Here is a 19,639-nt window from a genome sequence, read left to right as displayed (position 1 = left end):
AGTTAGGCGCTCGGCACGTAGCCGAGGACTTCGTAGGTGTGTTCGGCGTCGTCTTCCGATTTGGGCTCGGTGTAGCGCGCCTCGTGGACTCGGTCCAGTCGGGCGGCGAGGAGCGTCTTGTAGGCGTCCAGAATCGGCACCTCGGTGAGCGGCGCTTCCGGCCCCTCGTCTTGGCCGACGATGTTCGCCATACAGAGCACGCCGTCGGGGGAAAGCAGGCCGGCTACCACGTCGAGAAACCGGTGGAACTCTGGGACGCTCATCGTGTCCCCGAGATAGTAGATGGTCTCGCTCCAGACGATGACGTCGAACTGCTCGTCAAGGGAGTCGAGATACGCGCTCGCCTCGCCGGCGAAGAACGTCGCCCGGTCGCTATCGGTCCGCTCCCGAGCGCGCTCAACGGCAGCCTCGGAGATGTCGATGCCGTGGAGGTCTGCGTCGGGGAAGCGTTCTAAGAGGAGTTCCGAGTGAACGCCCTCGGCGCAGCCGATCTCCAGAATCGACTCCGGCGAGCCGACGTGGCTCTCGACGACGCGGTTCTGGCGGCGGTACTTGCGCTGCTCGTAGGTCGAAGAATCGAAGTCCCACGGGTCCGGTTCGTCGAACTCGTCCTCGAAGTAGTCGGCGTTCCAGCCGTCGTTTGGCACGTTAGTTCACCTCCGTGTCGCTGGTCTCGGCCGGATTGTAAATGCTCTGGATGACCCGAGATTGGAGCGCCGGGTCCTGGAGCCAGAGCTTGCAGAGAGCCCCGTAGGCGAACAGTTGAATCGCCACGAAGAGGATGAGGTCTCGGGCCTCGGGTTCGACGGCGTAGGCGTCGAGTCGGACGAGCCCGTCCCGACCGTACAGCGAGCGCTCGCGGACGGCCTGCTCTGCGGGACCACCGTTCAGCGTGAACGCGATGAGCGGGACCTTCTGGTCGAAGTCCGCAGACTGAAGGACGTTCCAGACGGAAGTTTCGTCGCCGAACAGGACGTCGTTCCACTCGCGGTACGTCGCGGAGCCCTGTTGCGGAATCGCCGTCACGAGGTAGCTCGAACCGCCGTGGAGGACGTTGACCAGGCGGTGGACGATGTTCTGGAGGTTTGTTGCCTCGGCGTGGACGTGGAGGAACTCCGTGAGCTTGAGTTGTGCCTCGTTTCCGAGTCCGCGCTGTGATCCGAGGGCCCCGAAGATGGGGTCGCTCTGGAGGTCGTTGTGTCGCTGTAGCTCTTCGATGGCCGCGAGAATATCGCTTTGGCCGGAGAGGCCGGCGGCGTCGTCGCCCTGTTTGAACTGGCCTTCGACGAACTCGTCGAGCGCCCTGAACCGCGCCTGAAACCGCTGGAGGTCGACGTAGTCGTCGAGGAAGACGACCTGGAGGACGGCGAGCTGGGCGACGAGACTTTTCGTCGCGTAGATGTCGATTCGCTCTTCGACGCTCGGAAGCGGAACGACGTGGTCGGCGCGCTCCGCGAGCGGACTGTCCGGGTCGGTCACGGCGACGACAGTCGCCGGTTGGTTCGAACAGAGGTCGAGTATAGAATCAGTCTTCCCGCTCCGTGAGATGGCGAGGATCGTGTCGTCGGCCGACGAGTGCATCCCGGTGGCTTCGACGCCGCTGCGGACCTGCGACCGGATGCCGCGGTCGCGGAGGCGGTCGGCGAGCCAGTAGCCGACTGACGTCGAGGACCCCTGCCCGGCGATGGTGACGGTGCCGTCGGCGTCGAACACCGGCCGCCGAACCTCCTGTCGGAAGGCGTCGTCGGCGATGGTCTCCCAGACCTGCGCTTCGATGGCCTCGTACACGCCCGTCCGCTCGCCCGTGTCGCGCGCAATCGAACGGAGGTCGTCTTCGAACAGCTTCGGGATGTTGACCGACGCGCTGTCGTCCGTGAGGTTCGCCTTGATGACCGACCGGACGTATTCGGACGTTTTCTTGTTCTTCTGCTGGGCGATCTCGTCCACCTGTCTCTTGACCCGCTTCGAGACGCGGGCCTGGAGTATCTCGTCTTTCGTCATGACCGCCGGTATGTCAAACGGTGAGATAGTTCTTGTCATCGTGTATGTCATACGATTTTGCCCTACTGTATACGCATATAAACTGTATACGAGAGTACAAAAGGCAGCGAGTTATGTCACACGCAAGATATTTGTTTACAGTCATACAATCTGTTTGTGTGACGCGAAGACGAAAACGAGAACGTCACGAGAACACTCACAAACCCGATACACAACAGATCACGATGACCAACGATTCAACCCAGTCCAGCAAATCGACGGAATCGGATTCAAATACTCTGACTTCAGACATGAACTCGCGGCTCGGACACGGGTGTACCCACCGGGCGTCCGAAGAGACGGAGCGGCGGCCATCCGTGACGACGGTGGTCGTCCGCGCCACCCTCGCGGCGTTCGTCGTGCTTTCGCTGTTCGCGGTCGCCGTCCCAGTCGTCACGGCCGACGCGGGGCCGGCGGCGCTGTCCGGACCACCGACCGCTTCGGTGAGCGCGGACGAGGCGCTCGACGCCCGTGAAGCGGCGAAAGACAGACTCGCGGAACTCCGCCGCCTCGACGACCGACCGATGGTCTCGGTCGAGGCGAGCACGCTCCAGACGGTCCAGAACCGCATCGAGACGGGGAACCTGAGCTACACGCGAGCGAACTACGACACCGCGGCCGAACACTGGTCGGTCGCGGAGAAGCAGGCGACCGCGGCCCTCGCCCGCGCCTACGCCGAGGGAACCGCGCGGAACCTCAACGCGACGGTCGGCTTCATCGAAAAACGCGAGGCGAAGGGCTACGCGACGGCCGATACCGCCGAGTTCACCGAGCGCGCCGCCGAGCTGCGCGCCCAGAACCCGGAGACGCTCTCGGACCACCGGAAGCGCTACCGAGCGGCGCGGCAGCTGAACAGCGACGCCGAGTCGTCGCTTCCCTCGATGAACGTGGTCCGACTGGCGAACCTGCTGTCGCCGACGTGGGTCGCTGGCGGGGTAGTCGTCGTCCTCGGCGCGGTGACGAGCGTCATCGGCTTCGCCCTCGGCCGTCGCGGACAGTCCGAAACGGAGACGAAACGCAAAAAAGGCGAACGCGAGGTCGAGGGGTCCGGACTCAGATAACCACTCACGGAGACACACATGAACCCACTCAACTACGTACGCAACGCGGTTTCGCGGAGCGGCACCGACGATTCGAACGCCGACGACGCGGTCATCACCGACGGCGCGGGCGGCGGCGCGGTCGAGGCGAACGCGGCGGCAGACCGACCGAGTGCCGACGTCGACGACCACGACGAGCACAGCGTGGGCGTGTTCTTCCCGCCGAACACGCTCGCGGACGTGGTGCGGCGCGAGTGGATTTCCCGCGCCGAGGAGATGCTCGGAACGTCGATTCCGACGCGGTTCGTCCAGGACGTCCGACTCGGGCGCAACCCGCTTCGAATCGAGGACGTCACGCCGATGCTCGCCCCGGAAGTCGAGCGCGAACTGCTCAGGCTGTCGTACGACGCGGACCACGCGCTGGTCCCGTCGTCGCTCGGGACCGGCTTTCCGGCCTACAAGTTCGTCGACGTCGGCCTCGTCTTCGAGGAGACGGTCGACGTGGTCGTCCCCTCGCACAAGACCGCGGACGGGCTGTACAAGAACCCGCAGAACGCGCTGTTGGCCGGCCTCGGCGTCGCGGTCATGGACGCGCCGGCGATACTCATCGACCACCGGGCGCAGGAGATCGGAATGGACGAGGTGGCACCGGAGCTGGCGAAGTTCCTCGCGGCGACGACCCACACCGACGTGGCGAACCGGTCGTTCGGCTACTGGAGCGCCGCGATGACGACGGTCCCCATCGGCGGCCGCGCCGAGATGGACCTCAACCCCGCGATTCAGCGGGCGGCCAACAGCCTCACGCCGTGGCTGTCGGCCGAGCAGTGGGCCCCGTGGGCGATCGAAAACGGAGACATCGAACCCGACGCGACGGTCCCGACGTTGGCCGAACCGGACCTGATGGTCGTCCTCCCCCACGGCGTCACCCTCGGCCAGCACCACAACCTCCGGACGATTCACGCGGACGTGGCAAACGCCCACGTCGTCGGCTTCTGGCCGCTCGACGCGGCGTGGATTCACACCCACGTCCGCCGAGGCGGCGCGGCGTACGTCGACGCGGAGGTCCACGACGAGTCGTCGCCGCTCCGGCAGGTGTGGGAGGCACACACGGCGAAGTTCGGCGTGAGCGACCCCGTCGACCGCTGGGAGCGCTTCTTCGCCGACCACATCGAGCCGGCGCTCCCGGAGCAGTAAGCCGCACCGCCCGCAGACGACCCACGAACGCGCGTTTTCACCGACCATGACAGACGATATCCAACTCGTAGAACTGAGCGCAGTCATCGAGCCGACCGACGACGACCACGAGCGAGCCGACGAACCGAGCGACAGCGACTCCAGCTCCAGCCGACGCCGCCGCCTCCTTTGGGTCGCACTCGGCGTGACGGCCGCCGTGCTCCTCGGACTGGGCGTGGTCGCGGTCGTCGCTCCGGAATCGGTCGAGGCGGCCATCGCTCCGAACCTCGGTCTCTCGGGGCTGATGCCCGGATTCCGCCCGCGCCTGCGGGCGCTCCGACGGGCCGTTCGGAGGGTGGTCCCGTTCAGGGCGACCCGAGACGAACCACCGGACCGCCAGCCCGAGGGCGCGCCTTCGCTCGATGGGGCGGACGACGCGGACGACGCGAACGCCGAGATGAACCCGGACGGCTCGGGCCTCTCGGACGCGGACGACGCTCGTGGCGCGAGCGACCCGCCGTCGATTTCGGTCAGCCGCCTCTCCGACGAGCGAGCCGTGTCCGTCATCGTCGACCACCTCATGCGCGCGGCGGACTCGCGGCCGCTCCCGGACGCGTTCGGCGTCGTCTCGCCCATCAAGCGCCCGCTGGCGTCGACGCTCGAAGGCATCCCGCAGGAACTCGGCGTTCACTGTCGGGACGTGAGTCCCGTTCTCGTCGGGACCGCCAACAACGAGACGACCGTCGAGCGCCTCGGCCGGACGTACGAGCTACTGCTCGTAGTCACCCCGGACCACGAGGCCGTCCTCTCGGACGTGCTCAGATACCTCCCAGCGCTGATTCGAACCGACGGGGTTGCCGGCGTCGGTTCCGTCCGCACCGTGACGCTCCCGGCGACCGAGCGGCCTGGAACCGAACGCGAGAGTCAGGGGACGCTGAAGGCACTCCGCGGACACAAGGGCGAGCCTCGGCACCCGATGGCCCGGACCGAACCGGACTTCATCGCCGCGTCGGCACCGTCCGAGTGGACCGGGCCCGTCCGGTCGGTGCTGTCCGACTACGCGCCGGTCATCGAGGTCGTCGAGTGGGACCGCCCCGCGATTCACGTCGCGGGGTTCGTGTTCGCGTCGGCGGTCGACCTCCCCGACCACGTGACCGCGTCGGGCGACGACTCGCCGGGGCACGCGCCGTCCGGTGACTCGTCGTCGTCCGGCGCCGACGGGCGGCCGACCGGAAGCGGCGGGTCGACACCGACGAGAAGTTCGGCCCCCGCTGACGAGTCGACGCCCACCTCGCCGCCCGATTCCGACGGGCCGCCGAGTACCGACTCTTCGCCCGAGTCGTCGGGTGAGGACCCTCCGCAGTCGCCCGATACAGACGAGAAGGCGATGCCCCGCGACGGGACGACCCCACAGACCACACCAGACGGCGGCCGCGCGTCGGGCGGGTCCACCCTGCCCCGTTCGTCGCAGTCGCCGCCGCAAACTGGAGGGGATGCGCCCGAGGAAGAGGCACCGCAGACTGGTGCGGAACCAGATGACTCGACGACCGGGGCGAAGCCCGACCAAGACGGACCGAACCGGACGAATCGTGGGTCCGATCCGACCCCGGAAAAAGACGACTCGAGTCCGGACGCTGGTAGTTCGGGTGCCGATTCCGACGACGACCAATCCGACGCAGAGGGTGAGCGAGACACTCGTGGAGCCGAAGCCGACGGCAGCGGCGACGGTGCGGGCGGCGCTGGCGGCGCTCTCGACGCGGGAGACGACGCGCCATCGAGCGAAAGCGCGGCGTCGGACGATGCGAACGCGCCCGCGAGTACGCCCTCGGGGCCTCCGAACGAGTCGGCTCAGCCGACTTCCGGGTCGGACGACTCGGCTCCCGCGTCGGACTCCGCGGAAGCGACGCCCGAGAGCCGGCCGGCCGCCCCAGAGAGCGGAGCGAATCGTTCCTCGTCGGACGGGGCACCGAGTGGTCGGGGTCCGTCCGGTGGCGGGGAGTCCCAGACGGCACCGGAGCCCGAGACGACGCTCCCGGCAGAGTTTCCGGTCCCGGCGGGGACGACCCCGGACGACGGCGCGGGCAGTCCGCCGAGCAGCGGTGGCTCGAAATCGCCTTCGCCGGAACCGACGCCGACCCGGCCCGAGGGGTCGTCAGCGTCGCCGTCGTCGACGCCGGAGACGCCCGCGGACGATATCGACGCCGGCGCGGGAATCGTCCCGTTCGGCGACGCGCCCGCGTCGAGCGACCCCTCGGTCGTCGACGTGACGGAGCACGTGCTGAACGAACTGACGTTTCAGGCCACCGCGACGCCGGGGCGTGAAGTCTACTCGACGGTGTACGCCGACGAGCGCGGCCTGATTCGCCACCACCACGCCATCGACCACCCGGACTTCCTCCGGAGCCGCACGGACTCCATCTCGTTTACCTCGGAGTTCTTCTCGCACCTCCGGCGACTGGCCAGCCTCCACAAGGACATCGACCACCGCCTGGCCGGCGGCGCGCACTCCCATCCGGTGAGCGGGCAACCGCTCCAGAGCGGCGCGGACAAGCGGTTCGTCCGGAAAGTCTGGCGGAACACCCGAAACACCTCGTTCATCGTCGGCGTGACCGAAGGCGAGGGGCCGGACGAGTGGACCATCACGGACGACGGCCGCGAGGTCCGCCGCCAGTCCAACGACCACCTCGTGCGAATCCGCGCCTTCTCGGGGCGAAACGAGCCGAAGCGGATTCGACTCCATCAGAACATGGGTCAGTAGTCGCGCAGAAGGTGTCGAGGAAATATCTATTTTGACACTTTTAAATAAATATATTATTTTGAGTATTTCTCAGCACTGAAGTCGAATATCCGTGGAGTCACCGAAATCACATTAAGAACACCTAAAGATGAAGAATACGCCACATCGGATGCTTAGTAACCGAAATATTCGTATTCAACGTCAGAGAAAGAGAAAATCGGCGTAAAGCGATGTATTGAACGGTCTAACTCGATAGTAGGGTGCGCACCAACAGGTGAAAATTCAGAAAACGCTGTCTTGGTGACTCAGAACTATCTATTTTCAGTACATAATCTAATTCTGTTAAAATGGGACCCGAACGGATTTGGAACTGTGTGTTCGCACGTGCGCCGAACGACGCCACTGGTCGATTCAACCAACTCAGTACGACAGCGTCCACTCGCGGTCGATGAGCCAGGCGTCGAGCTTTCCGAGCGGGTCCTCGTCGACGTGCGTGCCGTGACTCACGAGGACCCGTTCGACGTCGTAGTCGAACAGTTTGACGAGGTTTCGCTCGGCTTCCTCGTGGCTCAGGTCGTTGAACTGCGCCGCGGGCGGGACGAGGAACCCCGGTGGGAGCCCGCGACGGTCCGACCCCTCCAAGACGTCACCGGCGATGAAGACGCCCTCGTCTTCCAAGAGCAGACCGCTGTTCGCGACCGTGTGTCCCGGGACCTGTACGATTCGAATCCCGCCGTCGAGCACGTCGTCGTGGCGGAAGTGCCGGTCGGCCTCGACGTCGAGCGCGTCGTAAAAACCCTTCGCGCCGCCGGGGACGAGGAGTTCGGGGTCGAACGCGTCTACCACGGCGGGCGTCCCGCCGAAGTGTCCCTCGTCGCCGTGGGTGATGATGACGCGGTCGACGCCGCCGAACGTCGAGTCCAACACGGACACCAACTCGTCGCCGTCGTCCGGAAACGCGGCGTCGACCAGCGTGGTCGTTCCGGACGGTCGGTCTTCGAGGACGAACACGCGGACGTGGTCGAACTGTACCGTGTACACTCCGTCTGCGACTGCTGTTACCGTCATGTACGGTCGAGGCTACGGGGGATTGCGATAAAAAAAGGGACGCGCGTTCTCAGGGGCGTGTAACGGGTGTACGTGAAACGGCCCCGAGCGTCGGCGGCCCGCGGAGCGGACGTCCCGGAAAACGACTATTCCTCCGCGGCGAGCGTCGAGACGACCGGGCACGACGCGTTCAGGAGAATCGACTGAGCGACGCTTCCGAACAGCATCTTTCCCGTACGCGAGCGGCGTCGCGGGCTCACCACGATGTAGCTCGCGTCCTGTTCGTCGGCGTACTCGGTGACCTCGTCGGCCGGGTCGCCGACGAGTCCCACCGTCTCGTACGGGACGGACAGTCCCGACACGGCGTCTTCGGCCATCTCGGCGGCGGCGGACCGAATCTCCGCCATGTCCTTCGGCTTCTCGGCCTGCGCGCTCGTCAGCCCGAGGTCGACGAACTCCGAGCGGGTCAACGCGTGGACGACGTGGACCGGTTCGTCGAACGCCGCCGCCAGCGATGCGGCTTCCGCGACAACGTGTGATGAGCGACCTGACCGGTCAACTGCTGCAACAACGACCATATCAGCGTGTACCACGGAGAGATATAATATCGTTTCGCCGAATCTCGTTCGGAGCAACCGCGTCGACGCGGCTCGCGGTCCCGACGGTCGTCCTCCGCGCACGGGTTCGTCCGGCGAGCAGTATCTGATTTCAACGATGTCGTAATACGGGTCGGAATCGACGAGTTTCGTTACAGTTGTACTGCTGTAATTTCGATGCCGGACGGGAGAAAAATACCCCTGTATTTCAACATCCTCAAAACTGAGGGCGGGCCGAGCGGTACGCTCCGCTCTCGACGAAGGTACGACAGAGAAATGCGGAAGCGAGCGGGCCGAAACGCTGCCAGCCGCGGCAGGGGCTCAGCGAGGCGACGGGAGCGCAGCGCGGTTCGTGGACAGTCGGCGACGCGAGATGGCGCTCGACGGAACGCGCGTGCCGTGAGAAAATAAAAGCGGACGAGGTCTGAACGCGGTGCTACGCGCGAATCGAGCGCACGGCGGGCAGCGCGATCGCGCCCAGGCCGAGCAGGATGATGACGAGGGCGATGGGGCTCGTGAGGAAGATGCTCGGCGAGCCGCCCGAGAGGACGAGCGACCGACGGAGGTTCTCCTCCGCGATGGGGGCGAGGATGAGCCCGAGCACCATGGGTGCCAGCGGGTACCCCCGGAGCCGCATCGCGTACCCTAACACGCCCGCGCCGAGCATAATCCACGCGTCGAAGACGTTGCCGCGGAGGGCGATGGCTCCGATGACACACAGCACGAGGATGACGGGCCAGATATGGGACTTCGGGATGTTGATGAGGCGCGCCCAGTAGTTCGCGCCGAGCAGGCCGAAGATGAGGATGAACACGTAGATGAGGAGGAACCCGACGAAGATGGTGTACAGCAACACCGGCTCTTCTTGGTACAGGCCCGGCCCGGGGTTCACGTCGTGGACCAACAGCGCGCCGATGAGGATGGCGGAGACGGAGTCACCCGGGATACCGAGCGTCAGCGTCGGAATCAGCGCGCCGCCGGTGCTCGCGTTGTTCCCGGACTCGGCGGCCGCGACGCCGCGGACGTTCCCCTCGCCGAACGACGGGATACTGTCTTTGAGCCAGCGGGTGGCCTCGTTGTACGTGATGAACGCGGCGATGTCGCCGCCAGCGCCGGGAATCGCGCCGATGAACGACCCGAGAACGCCCGAACCGACGCTGACCGGTGCGATGGACCGCAGGTCAGAAAGCGAGGGGAACACGCCGGAAATCTCCTGGTCGACGCGGTCGTTCCCGCTGTTGATGCCCTGCGAGTACTTGCGGAGTCCCTCGGCGATGCCGAAGAGACCGATCATGACGGCGATGAACTCGACGCCCGTGAGCAGTTCGGGGATGTCGAAGGTAAAGCGGTGGAAGCCGGTCACGGGGTCGATACCGACCGTCGCGACGAGCATCCCGAGCAGGCCCGAGACCATCCCCTTCGTGAGCGAGTCGCCGCTCACGCTGGCGATGATTGTCAATCCGAAGAAGGCGAGCGCGAAGAACTCCGGCGACCGGAACCGGAGGGCGGCGTCGGCGATGACCGGCGAGAAGAACATCAGCGCGAAGACGCTGATGACGCCGCCGACGAACGACGCGATGGTGCTCACGCGAATCGCGCGGCCCGCCTCGCCCTTCTGGGAGAGCGGGTGGCCGTCGAAGATGGTCGCCGCCGCCGACGGGGTGCCCGGCGTGCGGATGAGAATCGCCGGAATCGACCCCGCGTAGACCGCGCCGCCGTAGATGCCCAACAGGAGAATCATTCCCTGACTCGGCTCCATCGTGAAGGTAAACGACAGCAGGACCGCGATGGTCATCGTCGCGGTCATCCCCGGAATCGACCCCATGAGGATGCCGAGGAAGATACCCCCGACCATCAGCAGGAGGACGAACGGGTCGGCGAGGTTGACGAGCGCCTGCGAGATGTACTCAAGCACCATCAGAACGTCACCACCAGCGGGAGCTGCGGCAGCAGCCGCGACACCGGGATGATGCCCTCAGGCAGGCGCACGAGGAAAATCCGGCCGAAGATGTAGAATAGCGCGACCGGGAATCCGATCGACAGCGCCACGACGAGGAGCTTCGAGCGGATGTCCGAGTAGTAGAGGACGACCGGCATGAACAGCATGGTCGACACGAGGAACCCTAAAAGCGGCATCAACAGGACGTACCCGACGAGGAAGGCCGCGACGACGGCGGCGGGTCCGAAATCGAACTCCGACATTTCGAGTTCCGTGTCGGAGCCCGTCAGCACGTCGATAGTGGCGAAGAAGATGATGCCGACCGACACTGCAATCGGGAAGAACGACGGCCCGACGCCGTCGCCCGACGGGAACTGGCTCGCAAAGAAAATGACGACGACCGAAAACAGGATAAACAGGACTGACAGCGGACTTGAACGAACACTCTCCAAGCCGATTCTATCAAGGACGGCCCCGACTTTCTGAATCACCATTATTTTTTCTGCCTCGTGGTATGATACCAAGCAATCGTTCGTAATAAACATATTGGTCTTTACGAGCCCGTTCGGGGCTGAAAGTCACGATTTCGACACGAACGCCGCAGGCGGCCGAGTCGATTGTCCAGTCGAGCCTCGGGCTGGCCGTCGAGAGTGGGCGACTGCACAACGAGAGAGGTTGCGACGGCCGGCCGGTACGTTCACCGGTTCGACATGTCTACGGGCGACAACGCCGCGTTTCGCGGCCACCGATAGAATTAACCAGCGTTGCGAACTACCGTTCCACCGGAATGAGTGTTAGCAACGTCACCGAGGGTATCGACCAGATTCAGTTCGAACACGTCCGGGTGCTCGTGTTGAAGGACACGCCGACGGGGAAGACGACGCTCGTGGACACCGGCTTCGACGAGGACGGCGACGAACTCGTCGAGCATCTGGAACGGGAGTACGGCGGCGTCGACCGCGTCATCATCACCCACGGCGACCACGGCCACCACGGCGGTCTCCCGTCGGTGATGGAGGCGTTCGACCCCGAACTCCTCGCGTCGGCCAACGAGTCGAAGCTCCACGAGGCCATCGACTACGAGCCGGACGTGGCGTTCACCGACGGCGACGTGCTCGACGGAAACGTCCGCGTCATCGAGGTGCCGGGCCACACGAAGGCGACCTCGGCGCTCCTGCTCGAAGACCGCGGCATCCTCATCTCCGGGGACGCCCTCGACGGGGCCGACCGTGCGGGGCTCCCGGCGGGCTACCTCCTCCCGCCGCCGGCGCTGTTCAACGACGACCACGAGGCCGCCGAAATCAACCTCTACGACTTGCTCCAGTACGACTTCGAGACGCTGCTCGTCTTCCACGGCTCGCACGTCTTCGAGGACCCGAGGGGCAAACTCGACGACTTCCTCGTCGAGCGCGAGTGGGACCCACGTCCGGAGTGACCCCGACCCGCCGAACCGAGCGGCGTTGACGGCGTCACAGTCCTCGATAGCCGACTCCGCGGCATGCTTTTCCGACCGTCGACCCCGAGCGGCCGCGCCGTAAACGGCGTCCGATCGAGACACGAACGAACGGAGTAGTGAGCGACCTGCGTCTGAGAAAAACCGCGGTTGAGAGATGAATCGCTGAGGAGAGTCGGATACGAACGAGACGGAACTGGTCGGTCAGTCTCGAAGGACCGAAACGTCGAACACCGGCTTGCAGGTCTCGCCGGCCAGGAACGCCTCGAAGGCGTCTTCGGATTCGGTGAGTCGGAACCGGTCGTCGAGGAACGTGGCGTGGTCCACGTCGCCCGAGCCGATGAGCCGGAACGCCCGCTCGAAGTCCTCGTAGGTCGCGCCGTAGGTACACTGGAGGTCGACCTCGGCGCGGACGAGCGACGTGAACTCCATCGTGGTCTCGCCGGTCTGGCCGACGAGGACGATTTGACCGCCCTTGCGGACCTGCTCGACCGCCATCGGCAGTCCCGACGGGTGGCCCGTCGTGTCGAACACCACGTCGAAGCCGACGCCGCCGGTCAGGTCACGCTGGGTGGCGGTCAGGTCGTCTTTCTCGATGTTGACCGCGGGGTAGCCGAGTTCCTCCGCGAGCGGCAGTCGGTAGTTCGTGTCTCGACCGACGCCCGCGACGACGACCTCCGCGCCCTGCGAGGCGGCCACCTGCGCGCAGAGCAACCCGATGGGACCGGGGCCGGCGACGAGCACTCGGTCGCCCGCCTCGACGCGGGAGTTCCGAAGGACCGCGCGCGTGCAAATCGCCGTCGGCTCGACGAGCGCCGCGTGCTTCGGGCCGACGTTCGAGGGTACCGACTGGAGCGCCGACTCGGGAACGGCGATGTACTCGGCGTACGCGCCGTCGTGGTCGATACCGGTCAGTTCCGCGTCCTGACAGATGCTCTCCTCGCCGATTTGGCACTGGAAACACTCGCCGCAGCCCCGAATCGGCCGTTCGACCACGCGCTCACCGACGGAAAACCGGGTTGCGTCGTCGCCGCGCTCGACCACGCGACCGGTGTACTCGTGACCGATGATGGTCGGCATGGTCATCCGCTCGAAGGCGGACTTGAACTTGTAGATTCCCGCGTCGCTCCCGCAGAGCCCGGCGTAGTCGATTTCGATGAGGACCTCGTCCGACGCCGGTTCGGGTGTCTCGACGTCGACGAGTTCCATAGCTCCGGGCTCTCGGCTCGTTTTGGCTAACCCGCGCATACATCTCCTTGAATACCGCCGGGGTATAAATCTACGCTCTTGGGGGAGAAGCTTGCGGGCGGAAGCCGGCCCAGACGTACGCGAGCGTCCCGCCACGCGCCCGCTCGCCTCGGCGCTCGCGGGCGCACAGAAGCGAAGCACTGCGCCGACTCCGCTGGCTCCGCGTCATATTCAGAGGGACCGCAATGCTTATTGTATGGATTGTTCAAACATTCGGGTACAATGGGAGACGATACCATTAGCAATCGGAGTGGACGCAGCGCGCTGAACAGACGGAACTTCATCAAGGCAGCCGGCGTCGGCGGCGTGGCGCTATCTGCCGGTTGTCTCGGCAGTCTCTCCGGACAGCAGGAGTGGCCCTCTCGGCCGGTCGAAGTCATCTCCCCGTGGTCGGCCGGAGGCGGGGCCGACCGGACCAGCCGCGCGGTCGCCGACGCGGCCGAGAACCACACCGAGGTCTCGTGGAACGTCAGCAACCAGACCGGCGGCTCCGGCTCGGTCGGGATGAACGCGGCGGCCAACGCCGAGCCCGACGGGCACACTATCGGCTGTACGGCCCCCGAAATCGCGCTGTTCGAGCACCTCGGTATCGCCGACCTCAGCCCCGAAGACATCACGCCCATCATGCAGTACACCGAGTTCCCCGCGGCGCTCGTCGTCAGCGAGGACGCCGAGTTCTCCACGCTCGACGAGTGGATCAACTACGGGAAGGACAACACCCTGCAGATGGCGAACTCCGGCTTCGGCTCGTCGTGGCACATGGCCGCGGCGGGTATCGCCAGCGAGGCCGGCGTCAACGTCGAACACATCTCCTACGAGGGTGCCGCACCGGCCATGACGGCCGTCGTGAACGGCGAGGTGGACTGTACCGCGGTCGGCGCGGCGGAAGTCGCCCCGCAGGTCCAAGACGGCGGGCTGACCGCCCTCGGCGTGGCGTTCGACCAGCAGGTCGACGCGCTCCCGAACACGCCGACGCTCGCCAACCAGGGCCTCGACATCTCCATCGGCTCGTGGCTCGCGCACTTCGCGCCCGCCGGCATCGACGACGAGCTGAAGCAGGAGCTCGCCGACGTGTACAGCGCCGTCTACGAGGACGACTCGTTCGTGGAGTTCATGGAGAACAACGACTTCATCCGCGTCGAACGCGGTCCCGACGAGCTTCAGGACTTCCTCGACCAGCAGTACGAGTTCTACGGCAACCTCGTCGACGAACTCGGCATCGAAAAGCAGTAACGCCGCAGTCGAATTCCGAGCCCCGCGACCGACTGACTCCCTACGCGACACGTACCTGCGCCCTTCTCCCTTTCGGACCCGCGTCACCGCGAGCGACGGCCGTTCCGACCGGACCGGACCCGCGGCACGCGGCGCGAACCGCACGTTCGACCGACCGATAGTTTAACGTGAATCGTCCGCATCAGGTCCGGTATGCACACGATAGAGCCCGACGTAGAGCGACCGGACCGCGAACTCGTCGAGGCGTTCGAAGAGATTCCGAGCACCATCGTCTCCGACGTGACCGGCAACATCGGACTGACCATGGACGCCGGCCTCCGGCCCGCCTACGAGGGCGTCGAGATGGCGGGCACCGCGGTCACGGTGAAGGCCGCCCCGGGCGACAATCTCATCATCCACAAGGCGATCACGCTGACCGAGCCCGGCGACGTGCTGATTATCGACTGCGACGGCTACACCGACACCGGCCACGTCGGCGAACTGATGTGTACCTCCTGTCAGGCGAACGGCCTCGCCGGGCTGGTCATCGACGGCGCGTACCGCGACAGCCGGGAAATCGCCGAGATGGAGTTCCCGGTGTACGGCCGCGGCGTCAACCCGCAGGGACCGCTCAAGCAGGACCCCGGCTCCATCAACGTCACCGTCTCCGTCGGCGGCGTGAGCGTCGACCCCGGCGACATCGTCATCGGCGACGACGACGGACTGGCGGTCATCCCCCGCGAGGGGGCCGAAGAAGTCCTCGAACGCGCCCACGAGAAGCTCAGCGCCGAGGACTCCGTCCGCGAGGAAGTACTGGACGGCGAGTACCTCTACGAACTCAACGGCTACGACGAACTGTTCGAGAACCTGACCATCGTCGGTCCCGAAGACTCGATTCAGTAACGTCACCGAAGACGCGGCGGACAGCGACCGCGACTGACCCGCGACGTCCGCATCTCGACTGGCATGCCACCCGGCGACCCGCGTTTTTTGCGAGCACCCGACGCGTAGCGAGCGACGCCTCGACCCGTGACGCCGGTGGCCGAAGCGTTCGCCCCTCGAAATCCAACATCGTTGAAACGAATCGGTGCTATTAGGGACGCGGTGGCCAATTGTCGAATCATGACGAACTCCACCGGGTCGGGCTCGCGGCGGATACAGAGCGTCGAACAGGCGTTCGACATCATTCGGTACCTCCGCGAAGTCGACGGCGCGACGCTGTCGGAGACCGCCGAGGACATGGAGATGCCGGTCAGCACGGCGCACATCCACCTGGCGACGCTCGTGGACACCGACTACGTCGTCAAGGTCGGAAGCGAGTACCGCTGTAGCCTCCGCTTTCTCGAGATGGGCGGGGCGATGCGCGACGGGATGGCGCTGTACCGGGTCGCCAAGCCGGAACTCGACGAGCTGAAAGAACAGACCGGCGAGCACACCAACGTGACGGTCGAGCAAAACGGGTTCGCCGTTCAGCTCTACAAGGCCCAGAGCCCGGAGTCCATCGACGACGACGCGCCGCTCGGCGACCACCTCTACCTCCACTCGACGGCGACGGGGAAGGCGATGCTCGCGGAGCGCTCGCGGGACGAGGTCGACCGAATCGTCGACCGCCGCGGTCTCCCCGCCCTGACCGACGACACCATCACCGACCGCGGGGCGCTCCACGAGGAACTCGCGGCGATTCGCGACCGAGGTTACTCCATCAACCGCGGCGAACACTACCCCGGCGTCTGCGCCGTCGGAACCGCCATCGTCTCCGAACCGGACGACGCCGTCGGCGCGATAAGCATCAGCGGTCCGATGAGCCGCATGGAGCCCGAGCGCATCGAGGAGGAACTCGCCCCGTCGCTTCTGAACAAGAAGAACATCATCGAGCTGAAAATAAAGCAGTACTGAGCGGGCGGCCTCACCGCCGTCGGCCGTGGCCGTCGCTCTCGGAGTCGGTCTCTCGTCGGCTCACTCGGGCGGGCTGTCCCACTCGGAGCCGTCGTCGGCCGGTTCGTAGTCGAGGACCGCCTTCGCGTGGTCGATATCGAACCAGCGGGCCTTGTTGCCGCTCACCGCGTAGAACGTGTCGTAGGTGACCGACTCGTCTTCGAGACAGCATTCGAGCAGGTGCGCGAAGTCCCGCTGGGAGGTCCACGTCGCTTTGAGCCGCTTGACCATCTCCTCGTACTCGGGGCTGCCGCGCTCCCACGAACCGGTCTGGGACTGGTCCCACACCTCGCCCTCCTCGACTTTGTGCTCGTCGCCGCGGTCGACGCCGCGCTCCGCGTCACCGTAGGGATGGTCGTACCGCTCGGTCCGGACGCTCGAGATGCGAATCGAGTAGACCTGGCTCGGCGCGCCGTCGCGGCGGGCGTGCGTCCGGCAGATGTGCTCGCCGAACACCTTCGAGGCCCCGTAGTAGCCGTCCGGCTTCGGGAGCGTCTCGTGGGTGAGCCGGAAGGGGTCGTACCTGCTGGGGTAGTCTTCCTCGTAGAGGTCGGGCGCGAGGTCCTCTTCGTACAGGCCCATCACGCGCTGGGAGGAGGCGTAGATGAGCTTCTCGACGCCGGCGTCCTCCATCGCCGTGAGGACGTTGTACGTTCCCGTGATGTTCGGCTCGATGATGTCCTCGAAGGACGCGCCCGCGTCGGACTGCGCGGCGAGGTGGATGACGGCGTCTTGCCCGTCGAACGCCGGGCGAATCGCCTCGTAGTCCGCGATGTCGGCGACAAACGTCTCGTACTCCGGATGTTCGGTCCGGTCGAGATACGTGAACTCGTACTCGTCTCGTTCCGCGAGGTGGTTGAGAATCGCTTCGCCCGCCTCACCGAACGGACCCGTGACTAGGACTTGCTGCGTAACCATCGTTACTGAGGGATACGGAACTCCCCGATTTAAATCTTGGTGGCGTCGGTAAGTTCAGCCCGGCCGAACGAGCGACGATTGGATCCATCTCCTTTCGACATCGTTGAAACAAATTCGGGCTGTAAGACCATGATAATTACAGACATAAGATTGTAATCTATCGCGGGCAAACGGCGTCGTTTCCCGAGATTTCGCGGCTCTCGCGTCGTTACAACATTGTAGAAACGGCGGTGTCAGCGACTGCAACTGGAGTTTCACGGGAACGACAGGAGTCGCCGCGGAGCACTCTCGAGGGAACTACTTTTATACCAGTGCTTGGTATCAAATCTCATGGGTGCGGACGCATACGCGTTAGCCGGAGTGACCGACACGCTGACCGAAGCGACGGCCGCGGAGGGCATCGCGGACTACGTCGAGTTCCGGATGGACGGGGCGGACCGCCCGCTCGCCGCGCTCGGCGAGTACGAGGGAGCACTCCCGCTCGTCGTCTCCAACCGGCCGGAGTGGGCCGGCGGCACCGCCGGTGAGTCCGAGCGACTGGAGACGCTCGCGGCCGCCGCCGCGGTCGACGCCGTCGAGATGGTCGACGTGGAACTGCGGACGATTCGCGAGTGCGAGTGGCTTCGGGACGAACTGCGCGGACACGACGTCGAACTGGTCGTCTCTCACTACGACCGCCGCGAGACACCTCAGAAATCAGAGTTGAACAGAATTATATCAGAGTGTAATACGTACGGGGACGTGGTGAAACTCGTCGTGTTCGCCGAGGAGAGGACGGACTCGCTCTCGCTGTTGCAGTCGTTCAACGCCGCCTCCGAGAGGGGAGTGCGAGTCACCGGATACGCGTTGGGGGATATCGGTCGACACACTCGCGTTATCGGCGTTTTTTACGGTGCGTCCATCGCCTACGCGCCCGTCGTCAGCGACGAGCGCGGCCCGAACGACATCGACCTCAGAAAACTGTCAAACCTGCTTGACTGGGTCGCTTCCGCGCGCTGAGGCCGTACTTCCGGTGTCGAACACGTGGACGCGGACACGCACCGAAGCGACCGGCCTGCCCGGAAAACAGTCCGCGACATCCGGGACCGCAGGGTGAGCGCTTCGAAGACGACGGGCCGGAAGGTTCGAATTAGTATCAGAAATAATGTATTCAAAATTTTTCGAGAGGTTTGATATGGCTCGCTCGCTCGACCGCGCGTAGTCCAGCTATCATCTGGCTCCGCACAACTGAGCGGGCAGTCCCGAGCGCACGCACGCCCTCGGTGTACCTGTACCCAGCACCGACGACCACCTCCGCCAGTCCCGACTCGGGTCAACAGCGAATGGCCGACGATGAGCGACGAACACCGAAGATGTCTCGGGAGCATTCAAACCCGCGCCGATAGAGCGTCGGCTCACGCCGATTATTCTGGATGAACATTCCGGAGAATCCCCCGAAAACGGCGTCTCTCACCGCCTACGAGGAGGTGAGAACTCTTGCACCGACAGCTAACATTTATACGCGGCGGAGTGATAGGCGTTCACATGAAAATCGACGAGTCTGCGCTGGCGGCAACAACAAACGACCTCACACGAGAGGTCGACGCACGAGGGGTGGCAGACCTCATCGAATTCCGGATGGACAAGGCGGACGACCCGCTCGAACAACTCGCCGCGTACGACGGCGAACTCCCGATAATCGCGACTAACCGCGCTCGCTGGTTCGGAGGAAAGGCCAGCGACGCCGGACGGCTGGACGACCTCTTTTCCGCATCTCGATTCGACGCCGTGGAGTTCGTCGACATCGAACTCGAGACCGTTCGCGCCAAAGGGTGGTTGGCCCACGAGTTCCGCGAGAACGACGTCCAGCTCATCATCTCGCACCACGACTTCGACGAGACGCCCGACCGCGAGGTCCTCGACGCCATCATCGAACAGTGCGCGGAGTTCGGCGACATCGCGAAGGTGGCGGTCTTCCCCCAGAACCAAGGTGACACGCTCACCCTCCTCGAGGCCGTCAACGACGCGACCAACCGCGGCATCGACGTGGCCGGCATCTCCATGGGCGAAATCGGGAGCCACACGCGGGTCATCGGCCACCTCTACGGGTCGAAGCTCGGATACGCGCCCCTGCTCGCGGACGACAACGACTACGCACCCGGGCAGATTCCGCTCGAAAAGCTCGCTTCGCTCATCGAACTCACGAAAAACGAGCGCGTCGACGGGCAGGTCATCGACACGCTCCGGAGCGAAGTGTCGGTGCCGAAGGAACTGACGCTCTCGGACTGACGCCGGAAAACCCGAGGGCCGTCCCCCGTCAAC

At 65.1% G+C, this 19,639-nt stretch carries 17 protein-coding genes; 9 read left to right on the top strand and 8 right to left on the bottom strand.

Annotated elements, in window-relative coordinates:
• Positions 1 to 2: 2 nt before the first annotated feature.
• Together C5B91_RS01560 and C5B91_RS01555 are read right to left on the bottom strand one after the other, a co-directional pair.
• The gene (locus C5B91_RS01560) at positions 3 to 647 is read right to left on the bottom strand and encodes a bifunctional 2-polyprenyl-6-hydroxyphenol methylase/3-demethylubiquinol 3-O-methyltransferase UbiG (protein ID WP_008091918.1); all 645 of its coding nucleotides are present in this window, start codon (positions 645 to 647) and stop codon (positions 3 to 5) included.
• Position 648: 1 nt separating this feature from the next.
• Positions 649 to 2,001: an SIS domain-containing protein gene (locus C5B91_RS01555; protein WP_008091917.1), complete on the bottom strand. Its 1,353-nt coding sequence runs from the start codon at positions 1,999 to 2,001 to the stop codon at positions 649 to 651.
• Between the two features lie 290 nt (positions 2,002 to 2,291).
• Between C5B91_RS01555 and C5B91_RS01550 the strand changes: the two genes are divergently transcribed.
• Genes C5B91_RS01550 through C5B91_RS01540 form a run of 3 tightly spaced genes read left to right on the top strand, consistent with a single transcriptional unit; the run spans position 2,292 to position 7,011 of the window.
• Positions 2,292 to 3,101: a hypothetical protein gene (locus C5B91_RS01550; protein ID WP_115819003.1), complete on the top strand. Its 810-nt coding sequence runs from the start codon at positions 2,292 to 2,294 to the stop codon at positions 3,099 to 3,101.
• 18 nt (positions 3,102 to 3,119) lie between these two features.
• Positions 3,120 to 4,274, top strand: coding sequence for a hypothetical protein (locus C5B91_RS01545; RefSeq protein WP_115819002.1), 1,155 nt, complete (start codon positions 3,120 to 3,122; stop codon positions 4,272 to 4,274).
• 46 nt (positions 4,275 to 4,320) lie between these two features.
• The gene (locus C5B91_RS01540; protein WP_115819001.1) at positions 4,321 to 7,011 is read left to right on the top strand and encodes a hypothetical protein; all 2,691 of its coding nucleotides are present in this window, start codon (positions 4,321 to 4,323) and stop codon (positions 7,009 to 7,011) included.
• Between the two features lie 399 nt (positions 7,012 to 7,410).
• Here the strand turns inward: C5B91_RS01540 and C5B91_RS01535 are convergent, their stop codons facing one another.
• The 4 genes from C5B91_RS01535 to C5B91_RS01520 all read right to left on the bottom strand — a co-directional run bounded on the left by C5B91_RS01535 (position 7,411) and on the right by C5B91_RS01520 (position 11,066).
• Positions 7,411 to 8,058, bottom strand: coding sequence for an MBL fold metallo-hydrolase (locus C5B91_RS01535; protein ID WP_049968090.1), 648 nt, complete (start codon positions 8,056 to 8,058; stop codon positions 7,411 to 7,413).
• Positions 8,059 to 8,183: 125 nt separating this feature from the next.
• Entirely contained in the window at positions 8,184 to 8,615 is a 432-nt protein-coding gene (locus C5B91_RS01530) for a universal stress protein (RefSeq protein ID WP_049913361.1), read from the bottom strand.
• A gap of 454 nt (positions 8,616 to 9,069) precedes the next feature.
• The gene (locus C5B91_RS01525; RefSeq protein WP_008091907.1) at positions 9,070 to 10,551 is read right to left on the bottom strand and encodes a tripartite tricarboxylate transporter permease; all 1,482 of its coding nucleotides are present in this window, start codon (positions 10,549 to 10,551) and stop codon (positions 9,070 to 9,072) included.
• Positions 10,551 to 11,066 (bottom strand): tripartite tricarboxylate transporter TctB family protein, encoded by a 516-nt coding sequence (locus C5B91_RS01520; RefSeq protein ID WP_115819000.1) that lies wholly within the window; start codon positions 11,064 to 11,066, stop codon positions 10,551 to 10,553. Before C5B91_RS01520 ends, C5B91_RS01525 begins: the two co-directional genes overlap by 1 nt.
• Before the next feature lie 293 nt (positions 11,067 to 11,359).
• On the opposite strand from C5B91_RS01520, the gene C5B91_RS01515 reads away from it, so the two are divergent.
• Entirely contained in the window at positions 11,360 to 12,007 is a 648-nt protein-coding gene (locus C5B91_RS01515) for an MBL fold metallo-hydrolase (RefSeq protein ID WP_008091901.1), read from the top strand.
• 222 nt (positions 12,008 to 12,229) lie between these two features.
• Here the strand turns inward: C5B91_RS01515 and C5B91_RS01510 are convergent, their stop codons facing one another.
• On the bottom strand, positions 12,230 to 13,273 hold the full coding sequence (locus C5B91_RS01510; protein WP_115818999.1) for a zinc-binding dehydrogenase: 1,044 nt from the start codon (positions 13,271 to 13,273) through the stop codon (positions 12,230 to 12,232).
• Between the two features lie 222 nt (positions 13,274 to 13,495).
• On the opposite strand from C5B91_RS01510, the gene C5B91_RS01505 reads away from it, so the two are divergent.
• From C5B91_RS01505 to C5B91_RS01495, 3 genes are all read left to right on the top strand, one after another.
• Positions 13,496 to 14,506, top strand: coding sequence for a tripartite tricarboxylate transporter substrate binding protein (locus C5B91_RS01505; protein ID WP_008091899.1), 1,011 nt, complete (start codon positions 13,496 to 13,498; stop codon positions 14,504 to 14,506).
• Between the two features lie 192 nt (positions 14,507 to 14,698).
• A complete protein-coding gene (locus tag C5B91_RS01500) occupies positions 14,699 to 15,388 on the top strand; it encodes a 4-carboxy-4-hydroxy-2-oxoadipate aldolase/oxaloacetate decarboxylase (RefSeq protein ID WP_004973111.1) in 690 nt (229 codons plus the stop codon).
• A 219-nt stretch (positions 15,389 to 15,607) separates the two neighbouring features.
• Entirely contained in the window at positions 15,608 to 16,381 is a 774-nt protein-coding gene (locus C5B91_RS01495) for an IclR family transcriptional regulator (RefSeq protein ID WP_004973112.1), read from the top strand.
• A gap of 60 nt (positions 16,382 to 16,441) precedes the next feature.
• Here C5B91_RS01495 and C5B91_RS01490 read toward each other — a convergent pair whose 3' ends face one another.
• A complete protein-coding gene (locus C5B91_RS01490; RefSeq protein WP_008091898.1) occupies positions 16,442 to 17,338 on the bottom strand; it encodes an NAD(P)-dependent oxidoreductase in 897 nt (298 codons plus the stop codon).
• A gap of 330 nt (positions 17,339 to 17,668) precedes the next feature.
• On the opposite strand from C5B91_RS01490, the gene C5B91_RS01485 reads away from it, so the two are divergent.
• Entirely contained in the window at positions 17,669 to 18,337 is a 669-nt protein-coding gene (locus C5B91_RS01485) for a type I 3-dehydroquinate dehydratase (protein ID WP_049968088.1), read from the top strand.
• A gap of 594 nt (positions 18,338 to 18,931) precedes the next feature.
• Positions 18,932 to 19,606 (top strand): type I 3-dehydroquinate dehydratase, encoded by a 675-nt coding sequence (locus tag C5B91_RS01480; protein WP_008091896.1) that lies wholly within the window; start codon positions 18,932 to 18,934, stop codon positions 19,604 to 19,606.
• Positions 19,607 to 19,639 lie beyond the last annotated feature (33 nt).

This window comes from Haloferax sp. Atlit-10N, from assembly GCF_003586325.1.
GTDB lineage: Archaea > Halobacteriota > Halobacteria > Halobacteriales > Haloferacaceae > Haloferax > Haloferax prahovense.
This window is presented reverse-complemented; position numbering and strand designations above follow the sequence as displayed.